16 protein-coding genes are annotated in these 19,990 nt (G+C 45.0%); 6 read left to right on the top strand and 10 right to left on the bottom strand.

Translation table 11 applies throughout. The features are described 5' to 3' along the window. Positions 1–43: 43 nt before the first annotated feature. The 3 genes from DMB45_RS09665 to DMB45_RS15000 all read right to left on the bottom strand — a co-directional run bounded on the left by DMB45_RS09665 (position 44) and on the right by DMB45_RS15000 (position 4,697). Complete coding sequence (locus tag DMB45_RS09665) at positions 44–1,336, bottom strand: arginine deiminase (protein ID WP_041502398.1); 1,293 nt, start codon at positions 1,334–1,336, stop codon at positions 44–46. Between the two features lie 217 nt (positions 1,337–1,553). Continuing rightward, a complete protein-coding gene (locus DMB45_RS09660; protein ID WP_110688722.1) occupies positions 1,554–4,466 on the bottom strand; it encodes a PL29 family lyase N-terminal domain-containing protein in 2,913 nt (970 codons plus the stop codon). Between the two features lie 99 nt (positions 4,467–4,565). Continuing rightward, positions 4,566–4,697, bottom strand: a complete 132-nt coding sequence (locus tag DMB45_RS15000; RefSeq protein WP_262509232.1) for a hypothetical protein — start codon at positions 4,695–4,697, stop codon at positions 4,566–4,568. Between the two features lie 130 nt (positions 4,698–4,827). Between DMB45_RS15000 and DMB45_RS09655 the strand changes: the two genes are divergently transcribed. After that, positions 4,828–5,169: a helix-turn-helix domain-containing protein gene (locus tag DMB45_RS09655; protein WP_070807436.1), complete on the top strand. Its 342-nt coding sequence runs from the start codon at positions 4,828–4,830 to the stop codon at positions 5,167–5,169. 227 nt (positions 5,170–5,396) lie between these two features. Here DMB45_RS09655 and DMB45_RS09650 read toward each other — a convergent pair whose 3' ends face one another. Both DMB45_RS09650 and DMB45_RS09645 read right to left on the bottom strand, forming a co-directional pair. Next, entirely contained in the window at positions 5,397–7,886 is a 2,490-nt protein-coding gene (locus DMB45_RS09650; protein ID WP_041504779.1) for an endonuclease MutS2, read from the bottom strand. Positions 7,887–8,166: 280 nt separating this feature from the next. Beyond that, positions 8,167–8,865, bottom strand: coding sequence for a DUF1573 domain-containing protein (locus DMB45_RS09645; protein ID WP_082027444.1), 699 nt, complete (start codon positions 8,863–8,865; stop codon positions 8,167–8,169). A 245-nt stretch (positions 8,866–9,110) separates the two neighbouring features. Here DMB45_RS09645 and rpsO point away from each other — a divergent pair, with 245 nt between their 5' ends. The 3 genes from rpsO to DMB45_RS09630 all read left to right on the top strand — a co-directional run bounded on the left by rpsO (position 9,111) and on the right by DMB45_RS09630 (position 13,063). Further along, on the top strand, positions 9,111–9,380 hold the full coding sequence (gene rpsO, locus DMB45_RS09640; RefSeq protein ID WP_041502395.1) for a 30S ribosomal protein S15: 270 nt from the start codon (positions 9,111–9,113) through the stop codon (positions 9,378–9,380). Between the two features lie 118 nt (positions 9,381–9,498). Then, positions 9,499–11,694, top strand: a complete 2,196-nt coding sequence (gene pnp / locus DMB45_RS09635; RefSeq protein WP_041502394.1) for a polyribonucleotide nucleotidyltransferase — start codon at positions 9,499–9,501, stop codon at positions 11,692–11,694. Between the two features lie 268 nt (positions 11,695–11,962). After that, positions 11,963–13,063, top strand: a complete 1,101-nt coding sequence (locus tag DMB45_RS09630; protein WP_041502393.1) for a PdxA family dehydrogenase — start codon at positions 11,963–11,965, stop codon at positions 13,061–13,063. Between the two features lie 181 nt (positions 13,064–13,244). Here the strand turns inward: DMB45_RS09630 and DMB45_RS09625 are convergent, their stop codons facing one another. The 5 genes from DMB45_RS09625 to DMB45_RS09605 all read right to left on the bottom strand — a co-directional run bounded on the left by DMB45_RS09625 (position 13,245) and on the right by DMB45_RS09605 (position 18,220). Then, positions 13,245–14,795 (bottom strand): (Fe-S)-binding protein, encoded by a 1,551-nt coding sequence (locus DMB45_RS09625; RefSeq protein ID WP_235375033.1) that lies wholly within the window; start codon positions 14,793–14,795, stop codon positions 13,245–13,247. A 220-nt stretch (positions 14,796–15,015) separates the two neighbouring features. Next, entirely contained in the window at positions 15,016–15,351 is a 336-nt protein-coding gene (locus tag DMB45_RS09620; RefSeq protein WP_041502391.1) for a 4Fe-4S dicluster domain-containing protein, read from the bottom strand. A 16-nt stretch (positions 15,352–15,367) separates the two neighbouring features. Continuing rightward, a complete protein-coding gene (locus tag DMB45_RS09615) occupies positions 15,368–16,387 on the bottom strand; it encodes an FAD-dependent oxidoreductase (RefSeq protein WP_041502390.1) in 1,020 nt (339 codons plus the stop codon). Positions 16,388–16,411: 24 nt separating this feature from the next. Next, positions 16,412–17,485, bottom strand: a complete 1,074-nt coding sequence (locus DMB45_RS09610) for a CoB--CoM heterodisulfide reductase iron-sulfur subunit B family protein (RefSeq protein ID WP_041502389.1) — start codon at positions 17,483–17,485, stop codon at positions 16,412–16,414. Between the two features lie 42 nt (positions 17,486–17,527). Next, positions 17,528–18,220: a 4Fe-4S dicluster domain-containing protein gene (locus tag DMB45_RS09605; protein ID WP_041502388.1), complete on the bottom strand. Its 693-nt coding sequence runs from the start codon at positions 18,218–18,220 to the stop codon at positions 17,528–17,530. A gap of 197 nt (positions 18,221–18,417) precedes the next feature. On the opposite strand from DMB45_RS09605, the gene rbr reads away from it, so the two are divergent. Next, positions 18,418–18,996 (top strand): rubrerythrin, encoded by a 579-nt coding sequence (gene rbr / locus DMB45_RS09600; protein WP_041502387.1) that lies wholly within the window; start codon positions 18,418–18,420, stop codon positions 18,994–18,996. Between the two features lie 153 nt (positions 18,997–19,149). After that, positions 19,150–19,890, top strand: a complete 741-nt coding sequence (locus tag DMB45_RS09595) for a biotin--[acetyl-CoA-carboxylase] ligase (protein ID WP_041502386.1) — start codon at positions 19,150–19,152, stop codon at positions 19,888–19,890. The last annotated feature ends 100 nt before the right edge of the window (positions 19,891–19,990 follow it).

The following is a 19,990-nucleotide window of genomic DNA, read 5'->3' as shown; positions in this document are numbered from 1 at the left end:
TGTGGGTTATAAAAAAAGAGAGCGGGAGCTCTCTTTTGTGTTTTTACCATTCGACGTTGTCGCGGTTGACCGGCATGGTCATGCAGCGGGCTCCGCCTCCTCCGCGGGGGAGTTCGGAGCCTTCGATGGTGATCATGTATTTTTCGTAATTTTTCAGGTCTATTTTGTTGTTGATGACGTCGTTGGCACGGATGATTTCGAATCCGGCCTGATTCATGGCGTCTACCGTGTAGTTGTTGCGGGCGTAACCGATCACTTTTCCGGGGGCTACACAGAAGAAGTTCGCCCCGCTATGCCATTGCTCGCGTTCTTGATTCCAGGTGTCGTCTTCTCCTCCGCAATATACCGGTTCCAGGTCCATGCCCAATTTTTTTAAGGCATGCAGCAAGTTCTTTTCCCGGCGTATGGAGATCAGTTTGCCGTGTTGGATTTTGATGTGTACGGTCTGGTAGTTGCCCGGGCTCATGATGAGGGGCTCGTACGCCATGCATTTATCCCGATCCAGGAAGGTGAATACCATATCGAGATGAATGAAGGATTCCGGGGTGTGCGGGAGTTCCTGCACGAGAATGTGTTGTACCCGTTCTTCCTTGCGGTTGATGAATTCGTTCATCAGCATGTCGATGGCGTGAGTGTTGGTACGGCATCCGTTTCCGATGACTAAGATGTCGTCCCGCGCGATCAGTACGTCGCCACCCTCGATCGTGCATTTGCGACTGGCCGCGTTGCAGGCCGGATCGAGGTTCAGGGTTTTGGTTTTGAATTCCGGGGTGAAGTCGAAAATCGACTGCATGATCACGGATTCGCGATCGCGTACGGCATTGGCCATTTTACCGATCAGTACCTCGTTATACATGCTCATGGAGGCATCTCTCGTGAAAAAGAAGTTGTGTAGCGGACGCAGGTCGTACCAATCCTTGTTCAGGAATTTGGTCAACGTGTCGCGTGTCATCTCCACTCCCTCGATGAGCAGACGGGCCAGGTCTTCCGCATTTTCATCCAATAACCGCTCTTTGATGGAGCCTTTCGGGGTAACATCGGCGATAAAGGGTTCGATTTTTTCGATCCGATCGAGCACGGTTTGCTTGATCTTGTCGTCTTTCAAAATGTTTGTCAACAAGTCTCTTACCTGATAGGTTTTGGTCAGTTTCCCCAAAACCTCACTGAGCTGTTTGTATTCTTTTTTGGCAATGGATAGGTTTAAAATGTCGCTGTAGAGTGCTCTGCCAGCGTTTTCAGGAGTCATGTTTTCCACCTCTTCTCCCGGCGTGTGGAGTATCACTCCGTTTAGTTTACCGATTTCGGATTGAACATTTACCTCAACAATCTTAGACATAATGTATTTTTTTGATTTACACCACAAAAATAGTATATAATGGAGGATAAATCGTATAAATCACCACTATAATTATGCAAAAAGAGAAAATAATTATGCATAAAAAGAGAGAAGGGGTACCTCCGTACCCCCTCTCCTGCTCGGGAGTTTGCACTCGCTCCCGAACGGTTGCATTGGTCTGAAATTTAAAGCTATATCTTCATAACTTTTTTATCCTTTAAGGTGCAGGCACTTCACTTGCCGGTTTGATCGTTACCGGGATCGTGATCGTGCGGTCACCGTATTTCGTCGAGTAGGTCACTACTACATCTACGGTGATTTCAGTGAATCGTGCTTCTTCAACTACCGTCCAGGTCAACAATCCGTTTGTTTGGTTTACCGTTACGTTGATTGCAGGGGTTGAAGTACCTTGATTGAAAACCTCGATTTCGGTTGTTCCTTCGAATACGGAAGGAGAGGTCGCATCAATTTCGCCGTTTCCGGCAACAAGTTCGAAACCGTCGATTGCCTTTAAGGACAATTGTTTGGTGATTTCTACCGTGTTGTTTCCGGCTGCATTGTAAGCAATAAATTCGGCACCTGCTATTTTCGTGAAGTTTCCTAACGGATTCACGTATTTTACAACGATATTTTCCTCGTAAATTGCTGCATCCGCGCTGTTCTTAACGATTACCTTCACTTGTACTCCCTGAATGGCACTAAGGTCTCCCCCGTCAAATGCTGTTGATTTCAATTGCAATGTCTTACCGTCCCCGTTCATTTCAGCGTAAGGATTACTCGGGTCAACCATTTCGAAGGCCAACGTCTGAGTACCTGTTACGGTCATGGCTTTCGTCAGGTCGAAACTCATGTCCCAGTTTTGAGGATCACCTCCGGCGGCTTGTTTGCCTTTGATATTCAACGTGGTATTTCCTTCCGTCCAGAATCCGGGTACTTTTTGCAAGGTAGAAGCCTCTTCCGTTACGGTCAGGTTCACTTTAGCCTGTACTTTCGTGTCGGCATCTTTTTGGTAGGTGATCGTGATGGTGTAATCCTCTACTGCTGCCGTTCCCGGGATTGTGATCGTGGGAACACCGTCTATGTTGGTTACACTCCAGTTACTATTAGTTATAGTTCCTGCAGATTCTCCTTCGATCTCCACGGTATATTTTCCGTCTCCGGCCGAGGTATTATAGGTATATCCCTCTAAGGTCGTGGCGGAGATAACCAACTCGTTGGCGATGGCATTGAAATTCCATCCCGTTGCCGTGTTCAGGTTAATAGCATCACCTGTGTTTCTTTGCGCGGACAAGGTCGCCGTGAAGGCCGTCGGGATCGTACCCGGGGTCGGCGGTGTCGTTTCGTCCTGCTCTTTCAGGATGTAAGGGATTGCGACGCTGGAGGTGATGTAGTTCGCACCGTTTTTAGCGTAGAAAATAACGTTACATGTTTTTTCGAGAGCTTCTGCCGGGGTATTGGTTGCTTTGGCTTTAACGGTCAGCGTGGCTTGATCCAACTCGAAATAGGCGTTGTTCGGATCGGTCGGATCGGCAAATGCCAATTCGATACCGGTTGTGAAACCTAAATTATTCAATAAAACATCGTCTGCGTCTCTTACAACAGCTAACTGGTAACTGATACCGGTCGTGTTGTTGTATTTCAATTGTCTTTGGGTATTGGCAAGTATGCTACCGACAACACCTTCTCCGTCGATTGTTTTGATATTCACGTCTGCTTTTGCCAGGGGAGCCGCGTTTTCGATCTTGATAAAAGAAGAGGCGATCTCGTCGTTTACCACGACAGAAACGGGATATACCTTACCTTCTTGTAAACCGTTTACGGCAACTGTTACTTTGAACTTACCGGGAGTACCCGTAACGGCTTCGATAACCGGGGTTCCGAAAGCCGGGCCGGCAGCTCTTGCGATAGGAGCTTCGGTATTGAACTTCAATGTTGCTTGTGTCAGGTCGAAGGTGGTCGGATATACCTGGAATAACATTTCCACGTTTTTGTTACCTGCCAAAATCTCTCCGCCGGAAGCAGCTGTCATTTCAGCAATAGTCGCATAGGTATTCAGTGTATTGATCTCCACGTCCGTGTCGCCCAACTTGGTCGGGATAAAAGCGATGCTTCTCAGGGCGGCACCCAGCATTTCCACAGTCGGAAGAGTTACCTGCTCGTACACGATGGTTTCGTTTTCTTGTTTCGGCATGTTGATCGTGATGCTTCCGTTGGCGTTTTTGATCATGTAGATGTTGCTGTTCATCCGGATCTCCGGCTCGATAGCTACTCCGTTTAAGTGAAGCACGTCGTTCACCACGGTCAATTTCACGCTTTGTGCGATTTGACCGACAACGGTTCCGTTCACGGTCCAGTTGCCGTTTCCGTCGGCTCCGAATTGGAACATACCGCTAAGGTCACCTGCTTCAGCAGGTAGTGCCTGCGGGTTGTTGAGGTCTTTGACCATCAGTTTGCCGTCCACGATAGAGAATTCGAATTTCGGGGCTTGTACTTCCGGGGTCGTACCGTCGTTGCCTTTTACCTGGCCAAGGTCGGCTTTATTGCCGTCGGTATAGGTACACCACAGGTGTCCGTCGATGATTTCGAATTTTACCACACCTTTTCCGGCTGGTCCTTCTGGTCCTTGTGGTAAGGTTGCCACTGGGTTACCGTTCAGTAATAATTGGTTGGTCTCTTCGTCGTAGGTGAAAACAAAATCGTCTACGGTTATATTGGGAAGCGTAGCTCCTTCGATTTTTACAGGTTCTTCACCTTCGTATTGATAAGCTAAAGTTCCGTCGATTACGGAGAAGGTCGGTGTTTTACCGTTTGTTCCCGTTGCTCCCGGAAGACCTTGCGGTCCTTCGGCTCCGTCTTCCCCCTTATCACCTTTGGTGATGTGGTGTTTCGTTCCATCGGATAAAGTTAAGAAGATACCTCCTTCATTATCGGTCTCTACTTTCGTCACGACAGCTCCTTTGTCAATCAAGTCTTTGATTTTAGCGAGAGCCTCTTTATTGGCGTCGATTTGTGTTTGCAGGTTTTTGATATCGTCGTCATAGTCTTTACAACCGACGAATGTAGGTCCTGCAAGTCCATAAAGCAGTGCACATAACAATGCGGTTTTTGCAAAATTCCCTTTTTTATTCATACGTATTAAAATTATATTAGTAAATAAAATTTGAAGTCACGCGATAGAAACTTCTTTCATAGTTTCGGATTTAGGTTCTATTCTTTTTCAATGTCTTTTTTATTTTCTACCTCCTTTTTTATGGGTTAATGCCGTTAAAAAATCGTCTCCGGTATATTGTCCTGTTTTTTTTATCGTTTTATCCGTGAAAACCTTATCATAATTTTGTGTGAATATTTCCACATGTTTCATTAAAATGTGATTTTATTTCACAAAAGTATGTTTTGAAATTCACATGTGCAAATATTTTTCAACAAAAATGTAGGATAATATCACAAACATTAAATCTTTTCTCCCGATAAATCTTGTAATTTTGCTTATTATGGAATTGGATATAGGAGAAATAATTAAGAGGGAATTTGAAAAGAGTGGCTTATCAGCCAGCCAATTTGCCCGGATGATCAATAAGGAGAGGAGTCTGGTATATCATCTTTTTAAGCGTCAATCGATAGACACGGATTTGTTGTATAAAATCAGCATGGCCTTGAATATCGATTTGTTCCGTTTGTTTTCGGAGAAGTTGAGAGAGGAGAATGTTGTGGTTGAGGCGTGTAGTCGCAGATCGGAGAATCTTTCTTCCAAAAGGAAGGTTATGGTAGAGATGGAGGTCGAGGACGATGTTTATCGGAAATTAATCACTAAGTTTTTAGAGGAAAAAAAATAGGACAAGCGGGATTTTGATCTCGCTTGTTTTTTTTGAGCTCATGATTCTGTTCGTCTGACAGAAATGGCTGAATTAATTTTGTTTTGAAACTGAATTTGGCCGTATGATCGCTTGAATTCGGCTGTATAACCCAGCTTGTACAAGAAGCGGGTACGACAATCAATGGATACATTAAAGCGGCTTTGGGTGATCGGATAAGGCTAAGTCATTCTTACGGTTTTAACTAATTATAAGTCCAATTTGATTACCGTGATTCCGGCTCCGCCGAGTTGTATTTGCTCGTCGGCAAAATGTCCGACCACAGGGTTGGTCTTTAAGTAATCCCGGATGATTTGCCGGAGAGCCCCAGTACCCGTGCCGTGCAATATTCGTAAATCTTTCATGTTCAGCATGACGGCCTCGTCGATAAATGCGACTACCTTTTGCAGGGCTTCGTCTCCCCGGAGGCCTCGGACGTCTATATCGGGTTTAAAGCTCATCCGTTTTTGACTGATGTTTTCCAAATAGTTGGAATAACCGGTTTGAGGTTTATTTTGTTTTAATTTTTTAGCCTGACTGCCGGAGAGTTTTGTCAAGCGTTCCAGTTTTACCGTGGTCAGCAGAGCTCCTAAGGCGACGACCGCGGTTTTCTCGTTTACTTCGATGATCTCTCCCACGGTATTGTCGTTGATTTTTACCGGATCGCCTTTTTTAAAGACGACGGTTTTTTCCTTTTCGTCTTCTTGGCTCGTTTCTATCTGTCCGGGTTGTTGTTGCCCTTTTGTTCGTCTGTTTTTTTCCCGGTTTTTCAATTTCTCGATCTTTCGTTTCAGGCGTTCTTCCTCTTCCGTATTTTCGTCAAAAAGACGCTCTTTTTCCTGTTCGAAGGCAGTTCTTGCCGTTTTCGTTCGTTCTTTTTCCGCTTGGCTTTCTTTGATTTCCCGGATCGTGTTTTCTATGGTTTTGTTTGCCCCGGCTATAATCTGCCGGGCTTTTTCTTTGGCTTCTTTCAATACTTCTTTCCTGAGTTTGGAGGCTTCATCCAATTCTTTTTGGTATTTGGCGAGAATTTCTTCTAACCGTTTTTCGTTTTGGTGTATCCGTTTACGTTTCTCTTCCCAGTAGCGTTTGTCCCGGATAATCTCTTTCAGGTGTTTGTCGAAGTTGACATGTTCTTCCCCGATCTTCCCGGCAGCCTCATCTAAAATTTCTTTCGGCAATCCGATCTTTTTCGCTATTTCGAAAGCGAAAGAAGAACCTGGTTTGCCGATCTCCAATTCGAACAGGGGAAGCATGTGATGGGTGTCGTAAAGCATAGCCCCGTTTTCTATTCCGGCAACGGAGGAGGCAAAGTGTTTCAGGTTGGTGTAGTGGGTGGTGATCACCCCCCGGACCTGCCGGTCGTTTAAGGCGTTCAGGATCGCTTCGGCAATGGCACCCCCCAGCATGGGTTCCGTTCCGGTACCGAATTCATCGATCAGGATAAGGGTATCGGAAGAGGCGTAGCGCACGAAATTTTTCATGTTCAGGAGGTGTGAACTATAAGTACTCAGGTCGTTATCGATGGATTGTTCGTCGCCGATGTCGATTAATATCTTGTGAAAAATACCGAATTTACTGTTCTCTTCTACCGGGACGGGGAGGCCGCATTGGAACATGTACTGGAGGAGGCCGGCGGTCTGCAAACAGACAGATTTTCCTCCGGCATTGGGACCGGATATCAGAATGATACGTTGTTTTTCGTCGATCTCTAAGTTCAACGGAACAACCTCTTTTCCGCTTGTTTTATAGTTCAGGTAGAGTAAGGGGTGCTTGGCTTTGTACCATAACATGGAAGGGGTGTTCTCGAAAACCGGAACGATAGCGTTCAGGTTTAAGGCGAAGAGCGCTTTTGCCCGGACAAAATCGACAAAAGCCATGAAACCGTAAGCCGGGAGCAGGTCGTCGATATAGGGACGCAGGTCATCGGCGAACCGCTTTAAAACACGGGTGATTTCCCGTTTTTCTTCCAATTGCAATTCCCGTATCTCGTTGTTTGTTTCGATAATCTCCGTCGGTTCGATATAGGAAGTCTTTCCGGTAGCCGACTCGTCATGTACGATACCGTTCAGTTTACGTTTGAATGCCGAGGGAACGGGAATGACCATGCGGCCGTCGCGGATGGATACGGCACTTTCTTTGTCGGCCCAACCCTCTTCCTGGGCTTTTTGTAAGAGTGTCTGCATCCGCCGGGAGATACCCGATTGCTTTTTCATGATGGCGTGTCGGATGGTATTCAGTTCCGGAGAGGCTGAATCTTTGACGGTTCCGTATTTGGAGATTATGTTGTCGAGACGTTGCAGAATGTAGGGAAACATTTGCAGGTTACCTGCCTGTGCCGTTAGGCGGGGGTATTTTTCCTCTTTTCCCCGGAAAAAGCGAATGATGGCGTTTAGTGCTTCTAATGAATTTTTCAGTATCACCAATTCATGAACCTCTAAAAAAAGTCCTTCTACCCGGATTCGAGTCAGAAACGGTCGCGCATCATGATAAAAGGAGACCGGAAAATGGTCTTCTTCCTGACAGATGCGCATCAGTTCCCCGGTCTCTTCCAGGGCGGCCTGAATGGCCGTCGGATCGGTCATAAACGATAGAGCGTCGACCAGTTCTTTGCCCATATCGCTGAGGCAGTAGGCAGAGATCAACTGACGTATTTTGTCGAATTTTATTTTAGATTCAAAGTTTTCGGGATAAATCATAAATGATTAAGTGATTAAATGATTAAGTGATTAAATGATTAAGTGATTATGTGATTGGGTGATTAAAAAGATTGAGGATCGTAGATTTAAGGATTGAGCGATTAGGTGATTTAGTGATTAGGTGATTCAAATTTATCTCGTAATCACGAAAGTATTGCATGGCAGAATTCCCCTAAAATACAATCTGAAATTTACAATAAGCGGTGGTGGATTGGTGAATCTGTGATTGAGGGATTCGGTGATACTTTTGACTTTGTATGTTTTATTGATCATTTCGGGATTATTTTTCTATTTTGATAATGAATTTTCCTTGTACTCCTTCACTGGTCGTGATAATAAGCGTGTCGGAAGGGGAAACGTTTCTCATCATATCGTTTTTTAATGTAATGATAATATCTCCTTTTTGTTGTTTTTGAATGATTAAGGGAGAGTAGTCCAATTCGAGATAGGTCGGTTTCTGTATCCGATCTAACGAGATTCTTTTCTTCTCATTTTGAAACATACCGATGATTTGTTTCGGGTGGTGCGCGTCCAAACGGATGGTATCGGTCGTGAAACGCAGAGATCCTATGGCGAAAGGATACTCCTTTTGAATATCGATAGGCTCCTCGACAACTTTCCCGGTAATTTTCAGGAGATGGTTCGGGGGAGTGGCATTCGTGTAGACGACAATCTTTTTTAAAAGATTACCGGGACGTGAGCGGGGATTGAAGGTCACGGTAATCGATCCGGTACCTCCGGGCGGTATGGGACGTTTGTCCCATTTGGGAACGGTGCATCCGCAACTGGCTTCCACGTGACGAATGATAAGAGGAGAATCTCCTTCGTTTTTAAAGGTAAATTCAAAGGATACTTTCCCCCCTTTTTCCTGTATTCGGCCAAAATTATGCTCCTTGGAGTCAAAGGCTATTTTTGCTTTCTGGGCGAACAGCAACGTCGGAAAAAGCAGAAATATGAATATAATGTAGTTTCTGATCATTACTTATTTTATTTGCAAAGATATAAATAATTGATGATTGTAGATTGACGATTTTAAATTGTAAATTAAAAAGGTTGAGCATTTATGTGATTGTGGTAATTGAAATTGTAATCTCTCAATTACTAACTCTTTGTATTCTACAATCGTCAATTTGCAATCTACAATTAAAATGTCTTGTTTTGTATCGTAATAAAGTATATCTTTGCGGCGTTAAAATAAACTTTAAAATTAAAAGACTGAACATCATGTATTTGACATCAGAAAAGAAAGAAGAACTTTTTTCAACGTACGGGAAGTCTAATAAGGATACCGGCTCTGTTGAGTCACAAGTAGCTTTATTTTCCTACCGTATTGCTCATTTGACTGAGCACATGAAAGCAAATCATAAAGATTTTGCAACGCAAAGATCATTGATCAAATTAGTAGGAAAGCGTAGAGCACTGCTTGATTACATGAAGAGAGAAGATATCGAAAGATATCGTACACTTATTAAAGCATTGAATATACGTAAGTAGTTACATAGAGGCAATCCGAGGTACTCCTCGGATTTGCTTTATTTACCCTCCCTCCCTCCTCCTTGTCTAAAAGAATTCCGTTAAAATTATTGATATTTTAACTGTATTATTTATTACTATGAATGTGATTGAAAAGAGTATTACCCTGAAAGATGGTCGGGTAATTACGCTGGAAACCGGGAAGTTGGCCAAGCAGGCTGACGGTGCCGTCATGTTAAAGATGGGCAACACGATGATTCTGGCAACTGTTGTTTCAGCTCAGGAAGCTGGGCCGGACGTGGATTTTATGCCGTTGTCCGTGGATTATAAAGAGAAATTTTCCGCTGTCGGTCGTTTCCCGGGAGGATTTACGCGGAGAGAGGGAAGGGCGTCCGATTACGAGATTTTGGTTTCTCGTTTGATCGACCGGGCTTTGCGTCCGTTGTTTCCGGATGATTATCACGCGGAGACTTTCGTACAGGTGACCTTGTATTCAGCCGACGAAGAGTCAATGCCGGATTCTTTAGCCGGATTAGCCGCTTCGGCTGCTATTGCCGTGAGCGATATCCCTTTTCACGGACCGATTTCAGAGGTGCGCGTGGCCCGTATCAACGGGGAGTTCGTGATTAACCCGACGAAGAGCCAGATGGCAGAGGTCGATTTGGATATTATGGTAGCCGCCACGATGGATAATATCATGATGGTGGAGGGTGAAATGAAAGAGGTATCTGAAAAAGAGATGTTGGATGCCATTAAGTTCGCCCACGAGGCTATCAAGGAACAATGTCAGATCCAGATGGAACTGGCTGCTGCCGTGAACAAGGAGAAGAGAACGTATTGCCACGAGGTGAACGACGAGGAGTTGCGTAAGGATGTATGGGAAAAGTGTTATGACAAAGCCTATGCGGTCGCTCGTCAATGTAATGCCGACAAGCATTTGCGCGAGAAGTTGTTTGCCGAAGTGAGAGAAGGATACCTGGAGACGATTCCGGAAGAGGAGAGGGAAGAGAAAAAAATGATGGTAGGACGTTATTACCACGACGTGGAGAAGGAGGCCGTTCGCCGGATGATTTTGGACGAGGGACTTCGTCTGGACGGTCGTACGACAGAACAAATTCGTCCGATATGGTGTGAAGTGGGTTATTTGCCGGGTCCTCACGGGTCTGCAGTCTTTACCCGGGGCGAAACACAGGCTTTGGCAACGGTAACCTTGGGAACGAAGTTAGACGAGAAGATCGTGGACGAAGCTACCGAACAGGGAAAAGAAAAATTCTTATTGCACTATAATTTCCCGCCCTTCTCTACCGGTGAGGCGAAGCCTTCGAGGGGAGTGGGACGCCGGGAAGTAGGTCACGGGAATTTGGCTCATCGCGCCTTGAAAGTGATGTTGCCTGATAATTATCCGTATACCGTACGTGTGGTTTCCGATATATTGGAATCCAACGGTTCCTCTTCTATGGCTACGGTCTGTGCCGGAACACTGGCGATTATGGATGCCGGAATTCCGATGAAGAAGCCGGTAACGGGTATTGCCATGGGGTTGATTACCGATAAAGGATGCGCCAAGTATGCCGTGTTGTCGGATATCTTAGGTGATGAGGATCATTTGGGCGATATGGACTTTAAGGTGACCGGAACGGTGGATGGTATTACGGCTACCCAGATGGATATAAAAGTGGACGGGCTTCCCTATGAAATTTTGGAGAAAGCCCTGGATCAGGCCAGAAGGGGACGTTTGCATATTATGAATATTATTAAGGAGACTTTACCGGAACCGCGTCCGGATCTGAAACCGCATGCTCCCCGTATGGTTACTTTGACGGTCGATAAGGATCAGATCGGTGCGATCATTGGCCCCGGCGGTAAGATCATACAAGATATTCAGGAGAAATCCGGGGCTGTCGTGGTTATCGAAGAGGTCGGCAATCAAGGTATAGTAGATATTTCCGCCTCTAATGCCGAGTCTATCGCTATTGCCGTGGCACGGATTAAAGCGATTGCCAGCAAGCCGGAGATCGGCGAGGTATACGAGGGTGTGGTAAAGAATATCACGACTTTCGGTGCTTTCGTGGAATTCCTGCCGGGAAAAGACGGATTGCTTCATATTTCCGAAATTGACCACAAGCGCTTGGAGAAAGTAGAAGATGCTTTGAAGGAGGGAGATAAGATCCAAGTGAAATTGATCGATATCGATCCGAAAACCGGTAAGTTTAAACTTTCCAGAAAAGTTTTGCTTCCGAAACCGGAACGTCCGGAGGGAGAGGAGAGAGGAGAACGTCCGAATCGCGGACCTCGCCCCCAAAGACCGGAACGGAAAGAAAATAAACCGGAATAAGATTCGGTAATTAAAAATGGGGTAATTCAGGGATTGGGTGATTATCGAGATTCTGAGATTTCGAGATTCCGTGATTAAGGGACTCCGTGATAGGATGTGATTGGGGGAGAGAGTCACGATTACGGATTGACGATATAGAGTTGAATTATCCGTATTTTTGAAAATATTCAGAAATGGAAGAAACGAGGCGGCCTGCTTTCTTTTTGGGCCGCCTCGTTCTTTTTTAACTGTTTTTTCTTACCTTTGCGAAAATGAAATAATCAGTATTATGGAAAACAGATTAAAAGTAGGGATTACGCAAGGGGATGTGAACGGTATATCTTATGAGTTGATCATAAAATTATTGGCCGAGAATAGAATTTGTGAGTTATGTACTCCCGTTCTTTACGGTTCACCCAAGGTTGCTGCTTATTACCGGAAGGCGTTGAATGTGGAGAATTTTAGTCTGAATACGATTCGGGAAGCTTCGGAAGCCAATCCGAAAAGAGGAAATGTAGTTAACTGCGTTGACGATAACGTGAAGGTGGATATCGGTCAGGAGACCTCCGAATCGGATGCCGCATCTATGACAGCTCTCGCTTACGCGTTAGGACAATTGGACAAGGAGGCTGTCGATGTGCTGGTCGTTACTCCGCAGGGAAATTCAAGTTTCGCTTTGGAGGAGGTAGGTTCTTTGACCGAATACCTGTCGAAACGGTACAATAAGCCGGAGGCTATGTCTATTTTGGTGAACGATAATATAAAGATAGGGTTTGTGACGGAGTACGTGAAATTTCGTGATGTTCCCCATCAAATTACGGTAAAAAATATCGAGAGGAAGTTGAATCTGTTGAACGATGCGTTGAAGTTGGATTTTACGATTCAGAAACCTAAAATCGCCGTGTTGGGGTTAAATCCCCAAGTGGATTGCAAACAGTTGACGGAAGAGGAAATTAACGTGATCCATCCGGCTATTGAACGTGCCCGGGAGAAAGGTGTCATTGCCATAGGGCCTTTCGCGGCAGACCGTTTCTTTGCGGAACAGATGTACAAGAAGTTCGATGCGGTTTTGGCCATGTATCATGACCAGGGAGCTGTTCCTTTCAGTACGATCCAGGAAGATAACGGGGCTTTTTATGTGGCGGGAGTACCTGTCGTTTGCACCTCTTCTTTAGACGATGCGGGGTACGATATCGCCGGGCAGGGAGTAGCTGACGAACAGGGATTGAGGAATGCCGTCTATTTGGCTATGGATGTTTTTAATAATCGTCAACAGAATTTATTCCTTCAGGAAAACCCACTGCCTCATTATGATATTGCATCCGGCAGTAACGAAACCGATCTGAACGTGGAGCAGATCGAAGGAGTGAGGGAGGAAATAGACGATTGAAAACGAACAAGCGGTCTAAATTGTAAGGATAAGTGATTGAGGGATTCGGAGATTATGTGATTGAGGGGGAGCGAATAGTTTCGGATGTAATTTTGTAGATTGGAAGATACGGTTAATAAGTGATTAAGTTCTTAATCACTTATTTTTTTATTTAAGATCGTCCCTCTCCAATTGCCGATTATTAATTGTCGGCCACGACTTCCGCTATGTCTTTTACCGGAATGTTCTGGGACGTTTTCATGAGGGTCTTTTTGCAAAGGGGACAGGCAGTAACGATCACATCGGGTTGATAGGCGGCATAGGCTTTCACGGTATCTGTACTGATTTTTGTCTTTTGGTTCGAATCGATGGCCGTGTTGGCTAAGCTGCCCCCGCAACAAAGCGATTTTTTCCCGTCGTAGGCTGTGGCTATTTTACGACTCACCTGTTTTAAGACATTTTCAGGAGCTTCCACGACTCCGCATCCTCTACCCAATTCGCAAGGATTATGGAACACGGTCTTCAGATCGTTGGAGCGGACTTGAAGCTGACCGTTTTCGATCAGAAGGTCGAGGTATTCCGTGTGATGCATAATTTGTAACTTCAGCGTATAATCTTCTTTGAAAGTTTTATAACAGATCGGACAGGAGGTTACTAAAATCTGTGCCCCGGAAGCCTCGATCGCTTCCTGGTTGTGATCCATGATGATTTTTGCGGCATTCCAGTTACCGCTGAGGGCAGACGGACGTCCGCAACAAATACCGGCTTCTTTGTCGATGAAAGTGTAGTCTACGTGGGCCCGTTCGAAAATTTGTCGCATGGATTTTATAATACCCGGAGTCAGGTGGCTCATGCAACCGGCAAAATAAGCTACTTTGGCCGGTTGGATATCCGGTTGGGGGATGTACGCGTAAGTCTCCTTCGTGACTCTGTTTATATCCGGGCGTTTACTGAGCCGAATGGCATTCAGGTTGATGCCGACAGGACAGGATTGTTCGCATCTGCCGCACATCAGACAGTTTTCGGCCTGTTTGTCATACTCTTTTTTATCTCTTAGCCGGCGTAAGAAATAGACCGGTTGTACATCGTTTATTTCACAGGAAGAATTTAGCTGACAAGCATTGATACATATTCCGCATCGGGAACAGGCGTTGACTTGTATTTCACTGAAACCGTTGTATTTCTTCCCTTGTTTTATTCCCCAGTTTTTCAGGAAAATATAGACCATTTCCGTGGGAATGTGCATGTATCTCGAGAACGGGAGAAGCAGAAAAAATAGCCCGAGCAAGGAGGAGTAGGTCCACCACGCCGCATAGGAGAGATGTTCCACCGGAAGATACTGGGCGAAGAAGTTTCCAGCGTTATAAGTAAGGTAACTACCGGCCCCGTTTGTCCCGCTGGTAAAACTTTCCGCTAAAAAGCGAACCGGGAAAATAAGCCATAATACGGTCAGGATGAGCAGGTCGTAAGGTTTCTGATTGGTCGTTTTTTTCATTCCGAATAAGGCGGAATAGAAGCGTTTGGTTACGGCCAGTAGGATTCCGATCAATAAAAACAACAAAATCGTATCCATCAGGAAGGCAAAGGTTTCACTATACGGGAAGGTTTCCTTTGCCGGATGGAAGTAACGGAAAAAGATGGCGAAATAGGGCGGATTGAACGCACTCGTGTGGTAGACCATGGATTCGATCTTTCCGATGACGATCAACAGAAACCAACCGAAAGCAAAGGTCATATGCATATATCCCAACATAGGATTGGTTCTGAATATATTGCGATGTATTAAACTTTCTTGAAAAATTTCTTTCGCGGAACGGATTGTCCGGGTTGAAAACAATCCTTTTCGTATTTTTATCCGGTCTGCTTTCGGAAAACTTTTGATCCATCTGTAGTATTTGAAACACAAATAGATTAGTAATATATTGAGCCCGATAGTAAAGGGTAAAACAAAATGATCGTAATACATAAGCTCTTTATTTCGAGTTGTTTTTAATATAGTTTTCCATTACTAAAATCATTTTCCGGGTTTCCACCCCGCGGGGACATACCAACATGCATTTTCCGCATAACATACATTTATGTAGTTGTTCTCTCGCTTCTTTGTATTCTCCCCGTTTCATCAGCATCTGAATTTTCCGGATATTAAAATCAGTCAGATTGCCCGCCGTACAGCCGGCTGTACAGCCTCCGCATCCGATACAAAGTTTACTGCTGGGCACCTCTTTTGCTACATATTCCATCATGCCCTTGTCGTTTGTATCGTAGTTGATACTTCTGGTCTCCGATATGTTAAATCCCCAAAAATTCATGACAGTCTGCTTTCTTTTATTGTTTCACGTATTCCGAAATATGGGTTGCGGCAGAACGGGCATCGGCTAAGGTGTCGGTTAGGTTCATCGGGGCCCCGCTGCATCCCGCTATAAAAATGCCTTCCTTGTTGGTCAGGTTGTTCCGATAGTGAGGATCTTGCGATTTGATAAAACCGTTCGGAGCCAGCTCCAGTCCCAGTGCTTGCGCCATATAACGATTGCCTTCGGAAGATTCCATGCCGATCAATAAAACCATCATGTCGAGAGTCATTCGCAACGGTTTACCGACTAATGTGTCTTCCACTTTAATGATGATTTGCTTTTCCATGTTTTCAGCGGCTTCCGAAAGTCGTCCCCGAACAAATTTAATGTTATATTTTTCCTGTGCTTCCCGGTACATCTCTTCATACCCCGGTCCGAACATGCGCATATCCATGTAGAAACAGAAAATTTCGGCTTCCGGAAGCAATTCCCGTAACTCAATGGCTTGCTTTACCCCGGTAATACAACATAGTTTGGAGCAATGGTAATTGCATACCTTTTCGTCACGGGAACCGACACAATGAATGACTCCTATCCTTTGGGGTATTTTGCCTTTACGGGTTCGGATGGAGTGATTATAGAACATGTTTTCCAATTCGACGGAGGTGATCACGTTTTCGTATATACCGTAACCGTACTCTTCTTTTCGTCTGGCGTCGAATAATCTGAAACCCGTCGTTATCAACATGGCTTTTCCTTCTATCAGGCTGCCGTCACTCAGTAATACCGAATAGTTTCCTTCTTTCGATTTTTCTGTTTTCCGGGGTTCCATTCCCACGTGTAGGTTGATGTTAGGATGATTCAGGTGCTTTTTCAGTTGGTCGTTAAGGGTTTGGGCATATTTCCGGTCTGGAAATAGCTGGTACCAGTTATTCAGGTTACCTCCCGTTTCATTGTTTTTTTCCACTAATTCCACGCGGATATTTTGGTTGGCCAATTGATAGGCGGCTTCACATCCTGCCGGTCCTGCTCCTATGATGATAACGGTTTCCATCTATCTTGTTTTAATTTGTGATGTTTATTCTCTGATTTTTAGATATGTAGGGCACTTCGGGCGGCCGATATCCTCCCCTTTTTTATTTTTATATTTGGCTTCGGGATCGTAGCGGACCCCCATTTTATCGAGGAGAGGTTCGACGGATACCTGATGCATTTGCAGCCCTATTTCCCAGGGATCGTATCCTAACACCAACGCGGCTAACTCCTCGTAAGTCAGTACGGGGATTCCATAGCCGTCGGGACCGTACGTGATGCCTTCCATTTCGCTGATCGTGTATTGCCATTTATCTAAAAACATGGCACATCCCGGGCAGTTGGCCACGATGAAATCCGGTTCGTAAGGTTGCATGGACTCGAATTTTTTCTTGGAGTTTGCCACGGAATATCCCCGGTTCGCCATGACTAAGTATTGCCGGAATCCGAATCCGCAACAGTGGCGTCGTTCCGGATAGTCGATAACGTCCCCTCCCCAAGCATAGATCATGCCTGAAAGTACTGCCGGAAATTCCGCTCCACCGATGCCTTTGGTGGGAAACATTTTAGAATAGTGACAACCGATATGATCCACTCCCCGGAGCGGTTTGCCGGTGTGTACATCGACGAGTTTGTATTGAGCTTGTTGAAAGATCTCATTCCGGAATTTATACATCACGTCGGAGGTATGAGCTAAGTTCTTCGGTTTGTTGAATTCCCGTTTTGTGGCTTTCCAAAGGTATTCGCGTATTTTTTCCTCTATTTCGGGATGGTGTTCCCAAGTCTCTAAGATTTCCGTATATATACCGAAAGAGGTGATGCAAGAGGGCGTCATATTCTCGTATCCTGCTTCTGTCATTAACGCGAAATGGCGGGCGACGACCGTCATAATGGTTTCGGCAGGGACGATGTCGGAATGGTAGCCTATTCCGGTACACGTTGTATGGCGGGGATCATCCAACAGGTCTTTTCCCAGTTTGTTTTTCATGATATCCACATAAGCCCACTCCGATCCGGGAAAGAAAGTCTGACGGATACAACTCCTCGCGTAGTAGTATTTATCATCGGCAATCTCTTTTTGATAGTCTTTCCATATTTGTTGTTTTCCCTCGAGATTCATACTATGCTATTTACGGTTTATGATTTACGATTTTGAATGACCTTACTGGTGGTTGTTGCTGTTCTCCATATAAGTTTTCAGGAAATAGGATTCTTCCAGGTCGGTACCGGTCTCTTTCGCTTTGTCTCGCGAGCATTGTTCGATGTGGTTCATAAATTCGGTCCCGCCGGTAACGTTGAATATCTCCCGGAGTTCCTGCATGCTTTCCGCGTTGATTTCCCTCATGGCTCCTGCTCCCGGTTTCCGGTAATTGGAATGTAAACGGTCATACACGTCGTCGAGGTGTTCGTATATCCATTCCCATACCGGTCCCTGTTCGGGGTGCATTTCCGGTTTGACCAGGTCGGGAGTCACGCAATATCCCCGTTTTAGTACCGATTCTCCGATGACATGCTTGAGGGCATATTGCTGGCGTCCCTTTTCGGAATAAACGAAATAACCTAATTCCTGGGAGGCCCGACGCAACGCCATGATGATAAGTCCCGGGGTATTACAGCGAGGACAGCGGGTCTTGCAAGACATACATTCTCCGCAATACCAGATGGTATCGCTTTTCAGTAAATTTTCAATTTCTTTTTCGTCACCCCGTTGAACGGTCTCCACGATCATGCGCGGGTCGTAGTTGTAGAATTCGGCAGCAGGACAGATTGCCGTACATACCCCGCAATTCATGCAGCTGTTCATTCCCTCGATGAAATGGATGTCTTCGCGTAATTTTTTTAATATCTCGGACATGTCTTTCGATTTTACCGTTTTATAAAAAATTTCCCATACGATGAGATTTTGCAAAATTAAACCTTATGATCGGTATATTAAAGGAGGCAAATACCTATTACGAATGTGTATTTATACCACCCCTTTACCATCCGTTTGAAACTTAGATTTTTGCTTTCCGTATACAAAAGATATGAATCACTTTAAACAATTATTTTATGGAACAGAAGATTAAAGGGACTTTAACGGAAGCCAATCTTTTAAAATCATTTGCCGGAGAATCACAGGCAAAGAATCGGTATACGTTCTTTTCCGAAGTGGCTAAAAAAGAAGGGTACGAGCAAATTGCGGGGATATTTTACGAGACGGCTCTTCAGGAAGAGATACACGCGAAGCGTTTTTTCAGCGAGTTGCCGGGAGGTATGTTGGAGATAACAGCTTCTTATCCTAACGGAATTATTTCGGATACGGCCAATAATTTGCGAGAGGCGGCAGAGGGGGAATACGATGAATGGCATCATCTTTATCCTGAATTTGCCCGGGTTGCAGAGGAAGAGGGATTTAAAAAAATTGCCACGATGTACCGGATGATTATTGAAGCCGAAAAAAATCACGAGGCCCGTTACCTGAAACTTTTGTCGAATTTAGATGAGGATATCGTATTTAGACGTTCTCAACCGACGAGGTGGTATTGTCGGAGGTGCGGTTATATCCATGAGGGACCGGAAGCTCCTAAAGTTTGTCCGGCTTGTTTGCATCCGCAAGCTTATTTCGAATTATTTAAGGAGAACTACTGATGTGGGTATTCGGTTGAAGCAGGTCTTCTGTTTTAGACGATTTCGGGAAATGTAAAAGATGCTGTCTTTTTTGGGGACGGCATCTTTTGTTTTTGAATTTATGAGGAAGATTCGACTATTCTTGTTATTTTTGCTTGGTTAAAGACAATGGGTATGCAGGAATATCGATTAAGTGGATTCCGAATTCTCGAGTATGACGAATTGGAGTCTACCAATAGTGAAGCCGCTCGTTTGAGGTGGAATGAGTTGGAGGATAGAATGGTGATTCTGACTTACCGGCAGACGCACGGTAAGGGGCAGGTGGGGAACCGTTGGGAGAGCGAACCGGGTAAAAATATCTCCATGACCGTTGTTTTTAAACCGGAGGCTTTACTTGCGGGGGAGCAATTTGCCATGTCGATGGTGATCGCTTTGGGGGCAAGAGATTTCCTTTCCCGTTATGTGGAAGATGTATCCGTGAAGTGGCCGAATGATGTCTACGCGGGCGAACGAAAGATCGCAGGAATATTGATCGAACATACGGTTGTGGGGAAGAAGGTCGCTTTTTCTTTTTGCGGCATCGGGTTGAATGTAAACCAATCCCGTTTTTTATCGGATGCTCCTAATCCGGTCTCCCTCGTGCAATTGACTGGAAAAGAGAAGGATCTGACCGAAGCGTTAGCCGAGTTGTTGTCTGCAATAGGTCGAAGATACGAGCAAGTTTATGATTACGATAAATTAGAAAAGGATTTCGTATCCGGACTTTATCGTCGGGAAGGTATGTTTCGCTGGAGAGACGGGCAAGGGACTTTCGAAGCCTCTGTTCTGGGTATAAATGAATACGGACAGCTCCTGTTGAGAGATACGGAGGGAAAAGAGCGGATTTACGGTTTTAAAGAGGTGGCGTATCTTTAGACGATTTCGGGTAGTGATAGGCGGAAGTATCTGATTTCCGGATAGAATAAACGTCGGACTACGGATTTTCTAATTTTTTCTTATTGATAAATAAAAAGAT

Source organism: Sanguibacteroides justesenii (assembly GCF_003204205.1).
Classification (GTDB): Bacteria; Bacteroidota; Bacteroidia; order Bacteroidales; family Marinifilaceae; genus Gabonibacter; species Gabonibacter massiliensis.
The sequence above is the reverse complement of the archived record's forward strand: the minus strand, read 5'-3'. Positions and strand labels throughout refer to the sequence as shown.